Raw genomic sequence first — 16922 nt, forward strand, 5'->3', positions numbered from 1 at the left:
GATCACGCAGATGTTTCCGGATCACCGAGAATGCATCCCGGAAGTTTCAGATTCGCGCGGTCGTGCCGCGCCTGATCAGCGAGGTCGGAAGCTCCATGCCGTGTACGGGCACCACGCCGTCGTCCCCGGCCAGGCGCAGCACCGTCCGCGCGGCCAGCCCGCCCATCTCGAGCAGCGGCTGGCGCACCGTGGTCAGCGGGGGCGAGGACCATCGCGCCTCGGGCACGTCGTCGAAGCCGATCACGCTCACGTCGGCGGGCACCCGCAGGCCCCGCCGCCGCACGGCCTCGCAGGCACCGAGCGCCATCTGGTCGCTGGCGGCGAAGAGCGCCGTCGGCTGGCCCGCTTGTGCCAGCAGTTCGGTGGCCGCTGCGAATCCGGACTCATGGTAGAAATCGCCTTCCCGGATCAGGGCGGGATCGGCTTCGAGCCCCGCGGCTTCGAGCCCGGCGCGGTACCCGTCGAACCGCGCCCGGCTGCACAGCACGTGTGCCGGGCCGCCGATGAAACCGATCCGCCGATGTCCCAGTTCGATCAGGTGTTCCGTGGCGCCCAGCGCGCCGGCCCAGTTCGTCGCGCCGATCGCCGGCACACCCGCGCCGGCCGGGGTCACCGGATCGACCAGCACGAGCGGGACGCGCAGCCGCGACAGCTCGGCCAGGACCTCGACGCTGAGCACGGCGTTGGCGGCGATCACCCCGGCCGCCGATCGGGTCCGCAGGTTGCCCAGCCAGCGCTGCCACGCGAGGGGGGCGCGATGCACCGCGGAGACCACCGTGCCGATCCCGGCGGCCCGCGTCACGTCCTCGATGCCCCGGATGACCTCGACCGCCCACGGGCAATAAAGATCATCAAAGACCACATCCACCAGGAGGGTACGCCCGGAGCGGCGCGCCGCCCGCCGCCGGTAGCCGTTCTCCCGCAACGCGGCCTCGACCCGGATCCGGGTCAGCGCCGACACGTCCGGATGGCCGTTGAGCACGCGCGACACGGTGGGAACCGACACCCCGGCAGCCCGGGCGACAGCCGACATGGTGACGCGCCGGCCATCGTCCACTGTGCTCCTCCGGTTTCCGGAAGTTGCGGCTCGCAAGGTTTCCTTCCGGAAGGTATTGAACGAATCGACCACAGTCAACCTGTTCATGGGACACCGGAACTTCCGGCCTGACCGCCCGGCCAGCCGCCATCCATGGATTCTTCTCCCGCCGGACACACCGCGGACCCGCTCGATCTCTTAGATTGCCATCGATCTATCTCTTCGATCCGTGGGAGAACGCATGTCCGTCAAGGGCAGGATCGCCGCAGCCCTGGCCACCGCCGTGACCGTCGCGCTCGGGGGCGCGGGTGTGCTCGCGCCGGCCCCGGCACACGCCGCGGTCAGCCGCGCCGCGCTCGCACTGCGCTGGGCACCCATCCACTACCAGGACGTGGACGCCACCGGCAGCCACGCACTCGGCGGAAAGTCCGACTACCTGACCAAGGTCGACTACGACGGCGACCTGAACGGGCGCAACAACTGGGACCGCGCCGCGGACTCGGACGTGTCCTTCGCCGCGAACGTCTACTACTCCGTCGTGGAGACGAGCAGCCACTGGTTCGTCACGTACTTCCTCTTCCATCCGCGGGACTGGGTCGACCACCCGTTCTTCGAGACGGAGCACGAGAACGACGGCGAGGGCCTGATGCTCTCGATCGAGAAGGACGGCACCGACTACGGCGTGCTGCGCTCGATGGTCACCGTCGCGCACAGCGACTTCTACTCGTACACCCCGTCCGGAAGCTCGTGGACCAACGGCCGGGAGACGATCGACGGCACCGTGCAGCTGCAGTCCTCGCCGCACGACGCGTTCCAGCACCCGGTGACCGCCCAGGAGGTGCAGGGGCACGGCCTCAAGGCGTGGCCGCAGTACGACATCAACGGCGACGGCATCGTCTACTACCCGTCCGGCACGGCGGAGACCCCGGGCAGCACCAACGACCGCGACGTCCAGTACGCGCTCATCGACATCTTCGCCGACGGCGGCCTCTGGGCGCAGCGCGCCAACAGCAGCCTCTTCGCGTCGCTCGGCACGTTCGCCGGTGACACCTCGGGCGACTGCGGCGTGGGAACCTTCTCCTGCGGCACCAACTCCGCGAACGCCCCGTGGGGCTGGGACGACGGCAACGACCTGCCCGGCCGCGGCGAGATCGCCACCGACCCGGCGAAACTGTCGGCGGAGTACTACACGATCCCGGGCACGCTGTCGCGGGCGTACACGTACAACCCGTACAGCAGCGCGGCAGCGGCCCTGAAGAAGGCCGCCGAAACGCTGCCCCGCACGATCGACTAAGCGGTTTTCGGTGGGGCTGTGCTGTCGCGGACGACGAGTTCGGTGGCCAGCTCCACCCGCGGGGTCTCGATGTCACCGCCCTGCGCGAGCCGCAGGGCGGTGCGCGCCGCGAGCCCGCCCATCTCGGCCAGGGGCTGGCGCACGGTGGTCAGCGGGGGAGAGGCCCAGCGCGCCTCCGGCAGGTCGTCGAAGCCGATGACACTCAGATCGTCCGGCACGCGCAGACCCCGGTGCCGCGCCGCCTCGTACACCCCGAGCGCCATGGTGTCGCTGGACGCGAACACGGCGGTGGGCGGCTCCGGCATCTCCAGTAGCGACATGCCGCTGGTGAAGCCCGACTCGTAGAGGAAGTCGCCCTGCCGGATCAGGCTGTCGTCGGAGTGCTCGAGCCCCGCCCGGTACCCGTCGAGGCGCGCCCGGCTGCACAACAGCTCCTTTGGGCCGGCGATGAACCCGATCCGGCGATGCCCGAGCGCGGTCAGATGCCGCGTCGCGGACAGCCCGCCGGCCCAGTTCGTCGCCCCGATCGTCGGGATGTCGAGCGGCGCGCCACCGGCCGGGTCGACCACCACCACCGGGATGTTGAGCCGCTGCAGCTCGGCGTACACGGGCGTGGTCAGATCCGAGGTCACGAAAATGACGCCGTCGGACTGCCGCGCGTACAGATTCTGCAACCATTGCCGCGTCGCCGCCGACTTGCGGTGCACCGCCGACACGACCGTCCCCACCCCGGACGCGTGCATGACATCCTCGACCCCGCGGATCAGCTCCACCGCCCACGGACTGTCCAGATCGTTGAACACCAGGTCGACCAGCGCGGCCCGCCCCGGCTGCTGACGAGAAGCCCGCCGCCGGTACCCGTGCTGTTTCAGCAGCTTCTCCACGAGCTCCCGCGTCTGCGGGGCAACATCCGCCCGCCCGTTCAGCACCCGGGACACGGTCGGCACAGAGACGCCGGCCTCACTTGCGATCGCGGCGATGGTCACGCGGGCCACGGGCCCCTCCTCGTAACTTTCGGAACCGAGGACCGGAAGTATTCCACAGGTTGCGCCCAACGTCCGATCCCAGTTTCGGCGGCGGCGCTCGCCGCAGGCCGCCAGGGCTAGCCGAGTCCGGCAGCGACGTCGCGGATGGCCCGGCTGCGCCGCTCGTCGACCTGCTCGACCGCGTCGGCGAGCTCGTGCAGCACCCGGCCCACGGATTCACGGTCGGCGGGACCAGGGCCGCTGATCCGGAACTGTTCGTAGGCCCTGGCGGCCTCGTCGGTGGCGTCGGTGAGCAGGCAGAGCAGGCCGTAGTCCGCCCACGCCCACCACTGCTCGCCCCGCGGGCCCGCCACCTGCAGGCCGACCGTCGCCCGTGCCGCCCGCAACTCCTCGTTGAAGCTCTCCACATCGCCCGGTTCGAGCAGGATCCGCAGCACCAGGGCGTTGGTGAGGTTGTAGGAGTCGACGATGCCGAATTGTGGGTCCTGCTCGATCGCCCGGCCTCGTTCATAAGCCGCCGCGGCCTCGGTCAGGTCGCCTGCGCGCCACTCCACCCCGCCCAGCATGCCGTGCGCGTCGGCCAGCGCCTTGGCCAGTTCGGCCTGCTGGGATTCGTCATCGATAGCTCCCATGGCTGTGCCGAGCAGCGAGACGACCTCGCGGAGCAGCTTCCGGGCCGGGCCGGGCCGGCCGTTGCGCGCCTGAACGCGCGCCCGCTGCCGGAGCTGGTCCGCCAGGTCGAGCACGTCCTCCCGGTTCATCGCGACGTGGTCATGCTCCATCTGCTGCCCCTTCCAGCTGGTCCAGGTGGTCGAGCGTCTCACCGGCGAGGCGTTGATCGGCTTCATCGGCGGAGTCGCCGAGCAGCTCGGTGAGCTGATAGCCAACGGTCTTCAGCAGAGCGACCTGCTCCTGGCCGGGGGAAGCGGGCCAGCGGTGACGCATGTAGAACCAGGCGGCCACCAGCGCCTCTATGGCGCTGGTACGTGCCGTGCCGACGAGTGCGTGCCCGGGTGGGAAGATCAGTGGGGACTCGCCGCTCGTCCTGTCCGCGACCAGGTCGGCCGCGAGGTGCTGCAGCAGCCGGACCACGTCGTTGGCCGCGGTCTCACCGACGGGGTCGGCGTGCTGCCATGCCTTCCAGTACACGCCCTCCTGGGTGAGGCGGCGCTCGTCCGCGACGCGGACCAGTTCCCGATGCCGGTCGACCATCTCCTGGAAGGTGGCGAAGTTCGCCAGGTCGTACTCACGCGCGCCGAGCGTCCGGACCAGGTCCGAGCGTTGTCCCACGACATCGAATATCCCCTCCGCGCCGGAATCCGGGATCTCCAGCACACAGACCGGCTCGATCGGGTTGGCGGCGATCCGCATGCCCAGTTCGAACAGCACGTTCGGCCGCCACCCGGTGAGGTCGCACAGGCAGAAGTCGGTGAAGCGAATCGCCTCGAACAGATTTGCCGAGACGAGACGGGCCGAGACCATCTCCAGAGTGCGCTCGATGCGAGTATTCACCGATCGGGTGGAACGCCCGGCCACGGCGGCCTTCAACGAGGGGGACAGTTGCTGCTCCCAGTTCTGGTCGCGACCGGGGTCGAACGAGCACAGGACCAGCACCCGCTCGTCGAACGGGATCCGGCTTCGTTCCAGCCGTCCGGTCCTGGGCTGCCGGACGGCGTCGAATCCGGGCAGGTCCGCGTAGCGGTGCGGGGCGCGGATGAAGTCCAGAATTCCGGCGACCGCCCGCCGGCGGAACCATTCCTGAGCCACGGTCCCTGCGCCGTGCCGGACGACGTTGATGTCGCGCAGCAGGAACGGAGGTGTCGGCGAGAGCAGGCCGGTGGAGTCCTCGGCGGTCGAACAGATGGTGACACCGCGCCGGATAACCGCGCGGATGCCCAGGAGCACCAGAACCGCGGGCTCCATGTCGGTGAGGTCGAAGAACGCAAGGTCGGCCTCGCAGACCGCGGTCACGGCGCGCTCGAAGCTCGCGGTGTCGATGAACACGTCAGCGGCGCGGACCTCGGTGGGAAGCTCGCGCAGCGACCAGCCGGTCTTCTCATCGATCTCGCGCCGGGAAAGGCTGCTGAACCGCTCGACGGACCCCGCGAAGGTTCTGCCGGCATCGGAGCTCGCCACCACCGAGCACCACGGTCGGTTGCCGTCCTCCGGTGCCGGCTCATAGTCGTAGGCGGCGTTGGGGAACAGCTCCAGGTCGGCGGCATCACCCTCGCGTTGCTGCGGTGAATGCAGCTCGGGGCGGACCTCGGAGTGCCCGATCTCCCGAACGATGAGATCACGAAGGTTTCGCAGGCTCAGCCGGCGCTTGTAGCCGCGGTCCCCGCGCTCCAGCACGTCCATCAGCGCCGCGGTGAACACCGTCGCGCCGTCGCCGGCCGAGGACGAGGAGTCATCGCTGCTGGCCGAGGCGAGAATGGCGACGCCGGCGCTGCCCATGGGGGCGGTGAAGTTCTGCGTGGCGGCTCCGGAGAAACAGGCATCCAGCAGGAAATGAATGCGGCGGGTCCGCCCGGCCTCGCGTGTCGCCTCCACCAGATAATCGGCGGAGAACGCTGTCGACTTCATCGCGTTCTGCCTCGCCACGGCGGTGAACAGCGCGAACGGGCCGTCGATCGAAGTCCGGGCGCCGTGTCCGACGAAGTAGACCAGCACGTCGGAGCCGGTGTTCTCGGCGAGGAATTCCTGGATCTGAGTCACCAGATCACCCGGGGAGTCCGGCGAGTCGAAAAGATCCAGGACCCGGGCGCCGAGCCGTACCGTTGCGTACCCGCGGAATCGGATGCAGGATTTGCGGAACATGTCGTTGGTGAGGTCCGGCCGGCTCGGATATCTCGACGCGCCGAGCAGTACCACGACGAGCGCCGGACCGTTCATCCGCAGATTTCGCTCAGCTCGCGGGCGAGCTCGTCGGCACGTTTCCCGGAGATGTTGGTGACGCGGACCTCCTTGCCCTTACCGCATTTGACGATCACGCTGGACGTATTGCGTTTCGCAACCCACTTCTGCAGTCCCTTGGCCACCGCGATCGCGGCTGCCCCCGCCGCGATGATCAGGGTGGCGCCGAGATCCTGTTTGCCGGGGTCGGAGCGAACGATGTCGATCTGTGCAACGCCGCCCTCGGCGAGCAGGAACTCCCGAAGCTCGGTTGCGTATCCACCGCGCCGGCCAGGTGGGACATCGGCGATGTCTATCTCCAGTTGATCCATTGCTTCTCCTTGGTCGGTAACGGCCCGCTACTGCTGATAGTGGCACCTCCCGGGCGCGGATCGAGTCGACCATTCGGTGGCAACACGGGCCGGGACAGGCGGAGATCCATGTTGCGCAGTCTGCGGGAAGTCGCTCGCACGCCACGATTCATAGTTCATTCATAGATTTCGATGTTTCACTGCCTGCTTCGTTCCGGAACCACGGCGAACAGGAGAAACCACGATGATCGAGGAACCCACCGAAGCCACGATCGACAACGACGCGTACGTCCGGGAAGTGCACGACAAGGGGCTGCAGTTCGATCTGCGGACGATGTCGCGGCGCAGGATGCTCACCGCGCTCGGGGGCGCCGGGGTGCTGACGGCGGTCGGCGGCAGGCTGCTGCTCGACCAGTCTCCTGCCGAGGCGGCGTGCGCGGCCGAGGTCGAGTCGGAGACCGCCGGGCCGTACCCCGCCGACGGCAGCAACGGCCCGCAGATCCGGACCGTCTCCGGTGTCGTGCGCAGCGACATCCGCTCGTCGTTCGGCACCGCCAGCGGCGTGGCCGGGGGCATCCCGCTCACGTTCTCGCTCACCGTGCTCAAGCTCAGCTGCGCGCCACTGGTGGGGGCCGCCGTCTACGCCTGGCACTGCGACCGCGAGGGCCGCTACTCGATGTACTCCAGCGGCGTCACCAACCAGAACTACCTGCGCGGCATCCAGGCCACCGACGCGACCGGCAAGGTCAGCTTCACCAGCATCTACCCCGGCTGCTACTCGGGGCGGTGGCCGCACATCCACTTCGAGGTCTACTCGTCCCTGACGGCGGCCACCAGCGGCAGCGGCCCGATCGTCAAGACCTCGCAGATCGCCCTGCCCCGCGACGTGTCGGCGGCGGTCTACCAGACCACCGGATACAGCGCGAGCGTGACGAACCTCAGCCGGATCACCCTCGCGTCCGACATGGTCTTCGGCGACGACCTCGCGGCCCGCGAGATGGCCACGGTCAGCGGCTCCACCACCGCCGGATACACGGCGGCGCTGACCATCACGGTCAACGGTTGAAACCTGGAACACCCACGGCGCGGCCCGTCCCGTGACGGGCCGCGCGTCCCCATACCCTTTGCCGATGCTTCCCCTGAGCTCGAAGCGCCTGCGACTGCGCGAATGGCACGACGACGACGCCCCTTTTGTCCTCGACATGTGCTCGCGGTGGGAGGTCCAGCGCTACATCGGCCCCGAGCCGCGGGTGCTCGGCGACCTAGAGGCGGCGCGGGCGCAGATCGGGCGCTGGCAGAGGCGCGCTGACGGCGTACGCGGCGTCTGGGCTGTGGAAGGTCTTGAGGGTGGGCAGTTGCTCGGCGCCCTGCTGCTGGTCGAGCTCGACGGCACCGGTGACACCGAGATCGGCTGGTTCTTCCACCCCGACGCGTGGGGCAACGGCTACGCGGGTGAAGCGGCGCAGACGGTGCTGCGCTACGCGTTCGAGGCGGGCCTCGAGGAGATCTTCGCCGTCACCCACCCCGGCAACGAGGCCTCGCAGGCGGTCTGCCGGCGTCTCGGGATGACCGGGCAGGGCCGGACGGACCGCTACTACTCGATGACCTGCGAACTGTTCAGCCTGGCCCGCACCTCTTCGTGACAATCAGGAGTGAGTGGTGGACAGCTCCGACCAGACCGCCAGGGCGACCTCCTCGTGGGGCAGGTTGATGCCGGCGAAGGCGCTCGGCATCGGGTCCTCGGCGAGCAGGTGGTGCCGCACCGCCAGCTCGACCAGCTCCTGCTGCTCCGGGGTCAGGGCGGCGAACCGGGCGTCGTCGCTCAGCGGGCCGTCCGCGAAGAGCGTGCCGATCAGCAGCTCGACGACGTTGTAGTAGAAACCCTCCGCGCGGTGGTGGCGGAGCTGGTCGAGCAGGATGCCGGGCAGGGCGGGATTGTCGGCCGGGGCGAGTGTCTCCAGGGACCAGCAGGCGCCCGCGGAGGGCCGGTCGTGGAAGGGCCAGTCCTCGATCGGGTCGTCGGGCTCGATCAGGCAGATCGCCAGCTCGGTGAGCAGGGCGTCGTCGGGGGCGTCGGTGAGCTGGGCGATCGCCATCAGGGCCGCGAGGTGGGCCAGGCGGTGCGGGGCGTCGCGCCAGAGGGTCAGGGCGCTGAGCAGAGCCGGGTCGCCGGTCTCGCCGCACTGGCCGGCCGCGACGCACAGCGAGGCCGCGACCATGGGGCTGGTCTCGGTGGTCAGCCGCGCGATCAGGGCGGGCACGGCCCCCGGCGCCGGGTGGGCGGCGATCAGGTGGGCGGCGCCGATCCGCAGGCGCGGGTCAGGATCATCAAGAATCTCCACGTACGCCGTGAGCCCCGCACCGACCGCCTCGTAGGCCCGCAGTTGCCACCGCCGTTCGTCGGTCTCCGGGGCGACGATCTCGCCGAACTGCCACGGATAACGCTCGGCCGGGTCGGCGGGGCGCCGGGACAGCCGCCACTCGAAGCGCCGCCGGGTCAGCTCGACCAGAGACGGCCCGGCGGCACGCGTGCGGTGCCGGGGCAACTCGTCGTTGTCGGAGATGAGGGCGAGCAGCTCATAAGCCTCGTGCCGTCCAGCGCCGGTCCCGCTCAGGATCTCGATCAGGAACGGGACCGCGGCGGCGCTGGCATCGTATTTCGAGCCCTGATGGGCAAGCATGTGCCCGAGCTCGGAGCGGGCGAACCCGCGCCGGGCCACGTCGGCGGAGCCCAGCGCCGTCAGCAGCTCGGGAACCTCGGTAGCAGGACCGTACGCGCACATGAGCGAATCGAACACCGCGTGAACCTAACAGCCGGGTACGACAGAAACCCGGCTCAGCGGACGGCCACGGCCGACCACGAAGCGAGCAGCCCGAGCGCCTCGGCGCTCGGCGAGCCGGGCTCAGCCGTATAGATGGTCAGCATGAGCTGTGCCCGGGCTTCAGCACTTCTGTGACCGTTTCGTCCTGCCTTGCGGTGTCCGGGCTTCAGCTCTGCTGTGACCGTTTCGTCGTGCCCTGCTGTGACCGGGCTTCGGTACTTCTGTGACCTGCGCTTTGCTTTGGTGCGCCCGGAGCGTTCTGCCCTGCCGTGAGCAGTTGACCCGCACCGCTGCGGCAGGTCATCCCTGCTTGCCGTGGCTGGTCATCCCGCCCTGATGGAACCTGCGATTCCACCCTGCCATGACAAATGCCCCGGCGGTCCAATCTCATCTGGACCGCCGGGGTTGCTCATGTTGATTGAGGTTGACTTGATGGGTTGATTAGGTCGACCACCTTGACCGCATTGCTTGGAGCGATCACGCCGCCCGGAGTCTGTCGTGCGGCCTGGGGCCAGCCGTGCGGCCCAGGGGTGATCGTGCTGACCGGGTTGATCACGCTGGTCGGAGGTAGCCGTGCCGACCGGAATCGGTTGAGCCGTCCTGGAAGTCAGCCGTGCTGCCGACCGTGCTGACCGTGCTGACCGTGCCGACCGTGCTGACCGTGCTCGACTCAGTCGGCTGTGCTCGACTCAGTCGGCTGTGCCGACTGGGGTGACCGCAGCGACCGTGGGGACGGTTGCGACCTCGGCGTCCGTGCCGGTCGGAGTGACCGTTGCGACCGGGGAGGCTGTGACGGTCAGAGCGGTGTTGCGGCCGGGGAGGAAGAGGGCGACCACTGCGCCCACGGCGATGACTGCGCCGCCGACCAGGACGGCGGGGACGAGGCCGTCCACGAAGGACTGGGGGCTGGAGTAGCTGCCGGCGGAGCTGAAGACCGAGGCGAGGACCGCGACGCCGATGGCGACGCCGGCCTGGCGGATGGTGTTGTTGGTGCCGGAGGCGACGCCTCGCTGGTCGGCGGGGGCGCTGGCCAGGGCGAGGGTGCTGATCGGGGCGAAGCTGAGGCCCATGCCGATGCCGGCGAGGATGAAGCCGGTGACCATGTGGGGGTAGGTGACCGTGGTGGTGGTGACGACGGCGAGCCAGATGACGCCCGCGGCGAGGAAGACCTGGCCGGCGACGATCATGTTGCGGACGCCGAGGCGGTCGGAGTAGATGCCGGCGAGGGGTGCGACGAGCATCGGGGCGGCGGTCCAGGCCAGGGTGCGTACGCCGGCTTCCAGGGGGGTGAGGCCCTGGACGACCTGGAAGAACTGGGCCAGGAGGAAGACGGCGCCGAACGCTCCGGCGGAGAATGTCAGGCTGACGACGCTGACCAGGCTGAACGCGCGGTTGCGGAACAGGATCAGCGGCAGCATCGGGGTGCTGTTGCGGCGCTGCCAGACCACGAACGCGGTGAGCAGGGCCACGCCGCCGGCGAGCATGCCGAGCACCCGGGCCGAGGTCCAGCCGTGGTCGGGGCCGTCGGCGACCCCCCAGACGAGCAGGAGCATGCCGGCCGCTGACAGGACGAGGCCGAGGGGGTCGAGGCGGCGGGCGCCGCCTCGGGATTCGTCGAGGACGGTGGCCGCGAGGATGACCGCGATGACGCCGACCGGGACGTTGAGCCAGAAGATGAACGACCAGTCGAGGCCTTCGATGACCGCGCCGCCGACCACCGGGCCGATCGCGACGCCGAGGCCGCTGATGCCGCCCCAGATGCCGACGGAGGCGTTGCGCAGCCGGTCGGGGCCCGCCTGGGCGAGCAGGGTCAGCGACAGCGGCGTCACCGCCGCGCCGCCGATGCCCTGGATCGCGCGGGCGGCGGTGAGCTGCCAGGGCTCGGTGGCGAGGGCAGCTGCCGCGGAGGCGAGCGTGAAGAGCACGATGCCGCCGAGATACAGCCGGCGCCGGCCGAGACGGTCGCCGAGGGCCGCGGCGGTGAGCAGGAAAGCGGCGAAGGGCAGCGTGTAGGCGTTGACGAACCACTGCAGGTCGGTGATCGAGGCGCCGATGTCGGCCTTGATCACGGGCAGCGCCGTGGTCACCACGAGGTTGTCGAGCGTGACCATGAACGTCGGGATGCCGACGGCGGCGATCACGGCCGCGAGGGGCCGGTTGCGGCGTGGTGCCGCGGCTGCGGCGGGTGCCGGTGAGGCGAGGGCGGTCATCGTGACTCCCAGTTGTTATCGGCTGATAACTAGGAAGGTAGTTATCAGCTGATAACTTGTCAATGTCGAGTGGGAATCAGCTGATAACATGAGTGGATGACCAGGTCACGACTCACTGCCGAGGAACGCCAGGACCAATTGGTCCGGGCCGCAGTCACCGCTTTCGCCACCGGTGGGTACGCCGGGACGACCACCGATCAGGTCGCGGGTCTCGCCGGGGTGTCCCAGCCGTACGTGATCCGGCTCTTCGGCAGCAAGCAGCAGCTCTTCATCGCGGCGGTCACCCACGCGGCCGCCCGGATCGAGGACCGCTTCCGCGAGGCGGCGAAGGCCGACCCGACCCTGGCCTCCCTCGGCTCGGCCTACGAGGAGCTGCTCGCCGAGCGGGAGCTGATCACCTGTCTGCTGCACGGCTACACCGCGAGCGCCGACCCGGCGATCGGCCCCGTCGTCCGCGACTGCTTCGGCACGATCTACCGGACGATCCGCGAACTCACCGGTGCCGGCGTCAAGGAAACGCGCCAGTTCCTCGCCATGGGAATGCTGATGACGATCCTCGGCGCCATGCGTGTCCTCGGACCCGACGCCGTCCCGCGCGACCCGTGGATGACCGAACTCATCGACTTCGACGACGAGGAAAGCTGATGCCGCCGGGATCTGGCCACGGGCACGAAGGTGCGCCGAAACCGGCTGGGCCGCAATCTTCTGCGGCGTCAGGTGTCAAGCGTGGGCCAATCATGTCTGGCCAGGAAACATATGTTCGTCTGTCAGACGCGATTGGCCAGTTTTGACGAACTGCACCGCAGGAAGTTGTCGCATTCCGGTCTGCAGCGCAACATCCAGCCTCGCGGCAATCCGGTCGCCGCGACCGTCTGCCGCAGCGGGCAGTGGGCGCCGGAACGCCACCGGCAGCGGCTACGGCCCGGGTGATCCACCCGGGCCGAACTGACGGACAACTACCGGCTCAGGTCACCAGACCCGACCGGTCACATGTTGTGGCGGAGGTAGACCGGGTCGCGGAGGCCGAGGAGGGCTTCGGTCATGTGGACGGCGTCGACGGCTGCCTTGACGTCGTGGACGCGGACGATGCGGGCGCCGTGGAGGATGGTGAAGACGAGGGTGGCGAGGGTGCCGGCGAGGCGTTCGTGCTGGGGGGCGTCGAGGGTTTCGCCGATGAAGTCCTTGTTGCTGACCGCGGCGAGAAGGGGATAGCCGATGTCGGCGATCTCGCGCAGGCGGCGGGTGAGTTCGAGGGTGTGCAGGGTGTTCTTGTTCAGGTCGTGACCGGGGTCGATGACGATCTGCTCCGGGCGTACCCCATGGGCCAGAGCGGTCTCCACCCGGGAGCGCAGGAAATCGGCGATCTCCTTCGCGACGTCCTGGTACTGCGGGCTGGGGTGCAGGGTGCGGGGTGCGGCGAGGCTGTGGGTGATCACCAGGGTGGCGTCGGAATCCGCGACGACCTCGGCCATCCGGACGTCGCGCAGGCCTGACGTGTCGTTGATGACGCCCGCGCCGGCTTTGATCACGGCCTCGGCGACCTCGGGGCGGAACGTGTCCACCGAGACCACTGCGAGGCCCTGGGCGGCCTCGACCACCGGGAGTACCCGGTCCAGCTCCTCGGCGGCGGAGACCTCCGGGCCGGGAGCGAACGGTACGCCGCCGATGTCGATCCAGTCGGCACCCGCGCCCGCCGCTTTCTGTACCGCCTCGGTCGCCTTCTCGAGGGCGAACGTGCGGCCGCGGTCGTGGAAGGAGTCCGGCGTGCGGTTGACGATGGCCATCACCACGACGCGCCGGGAGAAGTCGTACGACCGCCCGCCGATGAGCCGTTGCGCGCTGATCAGCGGGGGTGCGTAAACACTCACGTCGCGAGACTACCTGTGCCCTGAGGTGCGGTATTGGGGGGTTCCGAAGGATGATCGGCGCGCAATAGGGTGCAAGGCGTGACGGAGACGGGACTCGCAGTTGCCGACTTACGAGGCCCGATGTGGTATCTGTGGTGGCTCGTGCGGCATCAGAAGTGGCGCATCGCCGTCGGCGGGCTGGTCGGGTCGGCGTGGATGGCGGGGCTGACGCTGCCGCCGTACCTGTTGTCCCAGGCTGTTGACCGGGGGTTGCAGCGGCGGGATCTGCCGGTGCTGGCCGTGTGGGTGGCCGCGCTGCTGGTGGCGGGAGTGGCCAATGCCGCGCTGGCGATTCTGCGGCATCGGACGATGACGAAGATCAGGCTCGATGCGGGGTTCCGGACCGTGCGGGTGGTGCTCACCCATGCGGCGAGTCTCGGATCGGCGCTGCCCCGGCGGGTGGGGGCGGGGGAGGTCGTCACCATCGGCGTGGCCGATGTGTGGGTGCTCGCTCAGGCGCTGACCGTGACCGGGCCGGGGTTCGGGGCCGCCGTGGCGTACGCGATAGTCGCCGTCCTGTTGCTGCACATCTCCCCGCTGCTGGCGGTGGTGGTGCTGGCGGGCGTACCCGTGCTGGCCCTTGTTGTCGGGCCGATGCTGCGCAGCCTGCAGCGGGCCGGGCTCAGTTACCGCGAGCGGCAGGGTGCGCTCGCCGACCGGCTCGCCGATGTGGTCGGTGGGTTGCAGGTGCTGAACGGGCTCGGTGGCAAGGACGGGTTCGCGCGGCGCTATCACCGCGAGTCGCAGGCGGTGGCGAGGGAGGGTTACCGGGTCGGTGCCGTGACCAGCTGGATCCAGGCGCTCGGGGTGGGCCTGCCCGCGTTGTTCCTGGCCGTGGTGATCTGGCTCGCCGCCCGGATGGCCGCCGCGGGTGCCATCACCGCGGGCGAGCTGGTCGCGGTCTGGGGGTACGCGGCGATGCTCGTCGTCCCGGTCGCGTTCCTGATCGAGGGCGGGTTCGACATCGGGCATGCGCTGGTCGCGGGGCGGCGGGTGCTGGGGTTCCTGCGGCTTCCCGTCCCGCCGGCGCAGCTGATGTGGTTCCCGTGCGCCCCGGCCGAGCTGAGCGATCCGCAGTCCGGGGTGGTGGTCGTGCCCGGCCGGTTCGCGGTGCTCGCGACCGCCCGCTCCGCCGATGCCACGGCCGTGGTGGACCGGCTCGGCGGGTACGGTCCCACCGAGGCGACCTGGGGCGGCGTACGCGTCGACACGCTCGCCGTCCGGGAGCGGATCCTGGTCGCCGACAACGAGTCGTACCTGTTCACCGGGACCCTCGCCGAGGCCGTCGCCGGGCGCGCCACCCGGGGGCACGGCGAGATCGCCTATGCCCTGGCGGCCGCGGCGGCGACGGACCTGTCCGGCCGGCAACCCGTCGAGGACCGGGGGCGCAACCTCTCCGGCGGGCAGCGCCAGCGGGTACGCCTGGCCCGCGCGCTGCTGCACGACCCCGAGATCCTGCTCGCCGTCGAGCCGACCTCCGCGGTCGACGCGCACACCGAGGCCACCGTCGCCGAACGGCTCAAGGCGGTCCGGGCCGGGCAGACCACGCTGATCACGACCACGTCACCGGCGCTGCTGGAGCGTGCCGACTGCGTCATCTACCTGGTCGACGGCCGGGTCGCCGCCACCGGGACGCACCGCGAGCTGCTCGGCACCCAGCCCGGGTACCGCGCCCTGGTGACCCGGACAGCGGGGGAGACCGCGGGAGAGGACGCGGCCACCGGGGCGGTCCGGTGATCCGGCTGCCGGTCGCGGACCGGGCCGGTGTCCGCCGCGCGGCGTTCGACCTGATCCGGGCCGACAAACGGGCCGTGGTGGCGATGGTCGCGCTGAACGCCGTCGCCGCCGTCGCCGGGCTGACCGGGCCGTGGCTGCTCGGGCACATCGTCGACGCGGTCGCCGAGAACAGGGCGTCGGTGCACCTGGTCGACCGGCTCGCGCTCGGCATCCTGCTCTGCACGCTCACACAGATCCTGCTGGGCCGTTCGGCGATGGCGATCGGGTACCGGTTCGGGGAGCGTACGGCGGCCCGGATCCGGGAGAGCTATCTGGACCGGGTGCTCGCCCTGCCGCCCGCGCTCGCCGAGCGGGTGCCGGCCGGGGATCTCACCGCCCGTGGGACGGCCGACGTCAACGCGGTCGCCACCACCCTGCGTGACGCGGTGCCGGAGGTGCTGATCGCCGCCGCTCAGGCCGTGTTCGTGCTGGTCGCGGTGTTCTTCCTGGACCCGCTGCTCGGTGGGGTCGCGGTGCTGGGGCTGTCCGGGATCGCGGTGGTGACCCGCTGGTACCTGCGGCGGGCGCGGACGGCGTACCTGGACGAGGGGGCGGCCGGGTCGGCGCTGGCGGACGAGCTGACGGCGGCCGTCGCCGGGGCGCGTACCGTCGAGGCACTGGGTCTGCTGGAACGCCGCGCCGCGCATGCCCGGCAGGTGCTCGCCGAGGCCCGGCGCACCCGCCTGCGGACCCTGTTCCTGCGCACGGTGTTCTACCCGTCGGTGGACGTGTCCTATGTGATCCCGGTCGTGTCGGTGCTGCTCATCGGCGGCGCGCTCTACACCCACGGGCTGCTCACCCTCGGCGAGGTCGCGGCGGCCGCGCTGTATCTGCGGCAGCTGGCGGTGCCGCTCGACGCGATCCTGATCTGGCTGGAGCAACTGCAGAGCAGCGGCGCGTCGTTCGCGCGCCTCGAGGGCCTGGCGGCCCTGCCGACCGCCTTCCCGGGCGGAAAACTCCCGGTCGGGGATCGGATCGAGGTCCATGACGTGCGATACGCGTACGCCGGAGCCGCCGACGTTCTCCGGGGAGTCGACCTGACCGTACGCCCGGGGGAGCGCCTCGCCCTGGTCGGCCCGTCAGGCGCGGGCAAGTCGACGCTGGGCCGCCTGCTCGCCGGCGTGGACCGGCCGCGCACGGGCACGGTCACCACCGGCGGGGTGCCCGTCGCCGAGCTGCCCCCGGATCTGCTGCGCCGCCAGGTCGTGCTGGTCACCCAGGAGCACCACGTGTTCCGGGAGACACTGCGCGCCAACCTGACCCTGGCCGCGCCGGACGCGACGGACGAGGACCTGCACGCCGCGCTCACCGTCGTCGGCGCGGACTGGGCCCGGGAACTCCCCGACGGCCTCGCCACGGTGCTGGGCGGCGCCGGGTACGCCCTCGACGGCGCCGCCGCCCAGCAGGTCGCGCTCGCCCGGGTGGTGCTCGCGGACCCGCACACCGTGATCCTCGACGAGGCGACCGCGCTGCTCGACCCGGCGACGGCCCGCGCGGCGGAACGGGCGCTGGCCGCCGTGCTGCACTCGCGGACGGTCATCGCGATCGCCCACCGGCTGCAGACGGCCCACGACGCCGACCGGGTCGCGGTCATGGAGGCGGGCCGCCTGGTCGAGCTGGGCACCCACGACGACCTGGTCGCCGCCGGGGGGACCTACGCCGCGCTCTGGCGTACCTGGCACGGCTGA

14 protein-coding genes are annotated in these 16922 nt (G+C 70.4%); 6 read left to right on the forward strand and 8 right to left on the reverse strand.

What is annotated here, in order from left to right; genetic code table 11:
- Window positions 1–46 precede the first annotated feature (46 nt).
- A complete protein-coding gene (locus Ahu01nite_RS08775) occupies window positions 47–1057 on the reverse strand; it encodes a LacI family DNA-binding transcriptional regulator (protein WP_239158721.1) in 1011 nt (336 codons plus the stop codon).
- Between the two features lie 220 nt (window positions 1058–1277).
- Between Ahu01nite_RS08775 and Ahu01nite_RS08780 the strand changes: the two genes are divergently transcribed.
- Entirely contained in the window at window positions 1278–2330 is a 1053-nt protein-coding gene (locus Ahu01nite_RS08780; protein WP_203835936.1) for a hypothetical protein, read from the forward strand.
- On the opposite strand, the gene Ahu01nite_RS08785 is transcribed toward Ahu01nite_RS08780, so the two are convergent.
- The 4 genes from Ahu01nite_RS08785 to Ahu01nite_RS08800 form a co-directional block, all read right to left on the reverse strand.
- The gene (locus Ahu01nite_RS08785) at window positions 2327–3325 is read right to left on the reverse strand and encodes a LacI family DNA-binding transcriptional regulator (RefSeq protein WP_203835937.1); all 999 of its coding nucleotides are present in this window, start codon (window positions 3323–3325) and stop codon (window positions 2327–2329) included. The two genes, Ahu01nite_RS08780 and Ahu01nite_RS08785, sit on opposite strands and share 4 nt — an antisense overlap.
- Before the next feature lie 107 nt (window positions 3326–3432).
- Window positions 3433–4098 carry a hypothetical protein gene (locus tag Ahu01nite_RS08790; protein WP_203835938.1) on the reverse strand — a complete coding sequence of 222 codons (666 nt, stop codon included), beginning with the start codon at window positions 4096–4098 and terminating at the stop codon, window positions 3433–3435.
- Complete coding sequence (locus Ahu01nite_RS08795; protein ID WP_203835939.1) at window positions 4088–6208, reverse strand: caspase family protein; 2121 nt, start codon at window positions 6206–6208, stop codon at window positions 4088–4090. Before Ahu01nite_RS08795 ends, Ahu01nite_RS08790 begins: the two co-directional genes overlap by 11 nt.
- A complete protein-coding gene (locus tag Ahu01nite_RS08800) occupies window positions 6205–6540 on the reverse strand; it encodes an effector-associated constant component EACC1 (RefSeq protein WP_203835940.1) in 336 nt (111 codons plus the stop codon). Before Ahu01nite_RS08800 ends, Ahu01nite_RS08795 begins: the two co-directional genes overlap by 4 nt.
- A gap of 223 nt (window positions 6541–6763) precedes the next feature.
- Here Ahu01nite_RS08800 and Ahu01nite_RS08805 point away from each other — a divergent pair, with 223 nt between their 5' ends.
- Both Ahu01nite_RS08805 and Ahu01nite_RS08810 read left to right on the forward strand, forming a co-directional pair.
- Complete coding sequence (locus tag Ahu01nite_RS08805; RefSeq protein ID WP_203835941.1) at window positions 6764–7585, forward strand: intradiol ring-cleavage dioxygenase; 822 nt, start codon at window positions 6764–6766, stop codon at window positions 7583–7585.
- 64 nt (window positions 7586–7649) lie between these two features.
- Window positions 7650–8162, forward strand: a complete 513-nt coding sequence (locus Ahu01nite_RS08810) for a GNAT family N-acetyltransferase (protein WP_203835942.1) — start codon at window positions 7650–7652, stop codon at window positions 8160–8162.
- 3 nt (window positions 8163–8165) lie between these two features.
- Here the strand turns inward: Ahu01nite_RS08810 and Ahu01nite_RS08815 are convergent, their stop codons facing one another.
- Window positions 8166–9317, reverse strand: coding sequence for a HEAT repeat domain-containing protein (locus tag Ahu01nite_RS08815; RefSeq protein ID WP_203835943.1), 1152 nt, complete (start codon window positions 9315–9317; stop codon window positions 8166–8168).
- Window positions 9318–10030: 713 nt separating this feature from the next.
- Window positions 10031–11551 (reverse strand): DHA2 family efflux MFS transporter permease subunit, encoded by a 1521-nt coding sequence (locus Ahu01nite_RS08820; RefSeq protein ID WP_203835944.1) that lies wholly within the window; start codon window positions 11549–11551, stop codon window positions 10031–10033.
- A gap of 96 nt (window positions 11552–11647) precedes the next feature.
- On the opposite strand from Ahu01nite_RS08820, the gene Ahu01nite_RS08825 reads away from it, so the two are divergent.
- On the forward strand, window positions 11648–12196 hold the full coding sequence (locus Ahu01nite_RS08825; RefSeq protein ID WP_203835945.1) for a TetR/AcrR family transcriptional regulator: 549 nt from the start codon (window positions 11648–11650) through the stop codon (window positions 12194–12196).
- Between the two features lie 341 nt (window positions 12197–12537).
- Here Ahu01nite_RS08825 and folP read toward each other — a convergent pair whose 3' ends face one another.
- Window positions 12538–13419: a dihydropteroate synthase gene (folP, locus tag Ahu01nite_RS08830; protein WP_239158722.1), complete on the reverse strand. Its 882-nt coding sequence runs from the start codon at window positions 13417–13419 to the stop codon at window positions 12538–12540.
- Between the two features lie 120 nt (window positions 13420–13539).
- On the opposite strand from folP, the gene Ahu01nite_RS08835 reads away from it, so the two are divergent.
- Window positions 13540–15195: an ABC transporter transmembrane domain-containing protein gene (locus Ahu01nite_RS08835; RefSeq protein ID WP_239158728.1), complete on the forward strand. Its 1656-nt coding sequence runs from the start codon at window positions 13540–13542 to the stop codon at window positions 15193–15195.
- Window positions 15192–16922, forward strand: a complete 1731-nt coding sequence (locus tag Ahu01nite_RS08840; protein WP_203835946.1) for an ABC transporter ATP-binding protein — start codon at window positions 15192–15194, stop codon at window positions 16920–16922. The genes Ahu01nite_RS08835 and Ahu01nite_RS08840 overlap by 4 nt, the downstream gene beginning before the upstream one ends.

It is taken from the genome of Winogradskya humida, assembly GCF_016862215.1.
In the GTDB taxonomy this organism is placed as follows: Bacteria; Actinomycetota; Actinomycetes; order Mycobacteriales; family Micromonosporaceae; genus Actinoplanes; species Actinoplanes humidus.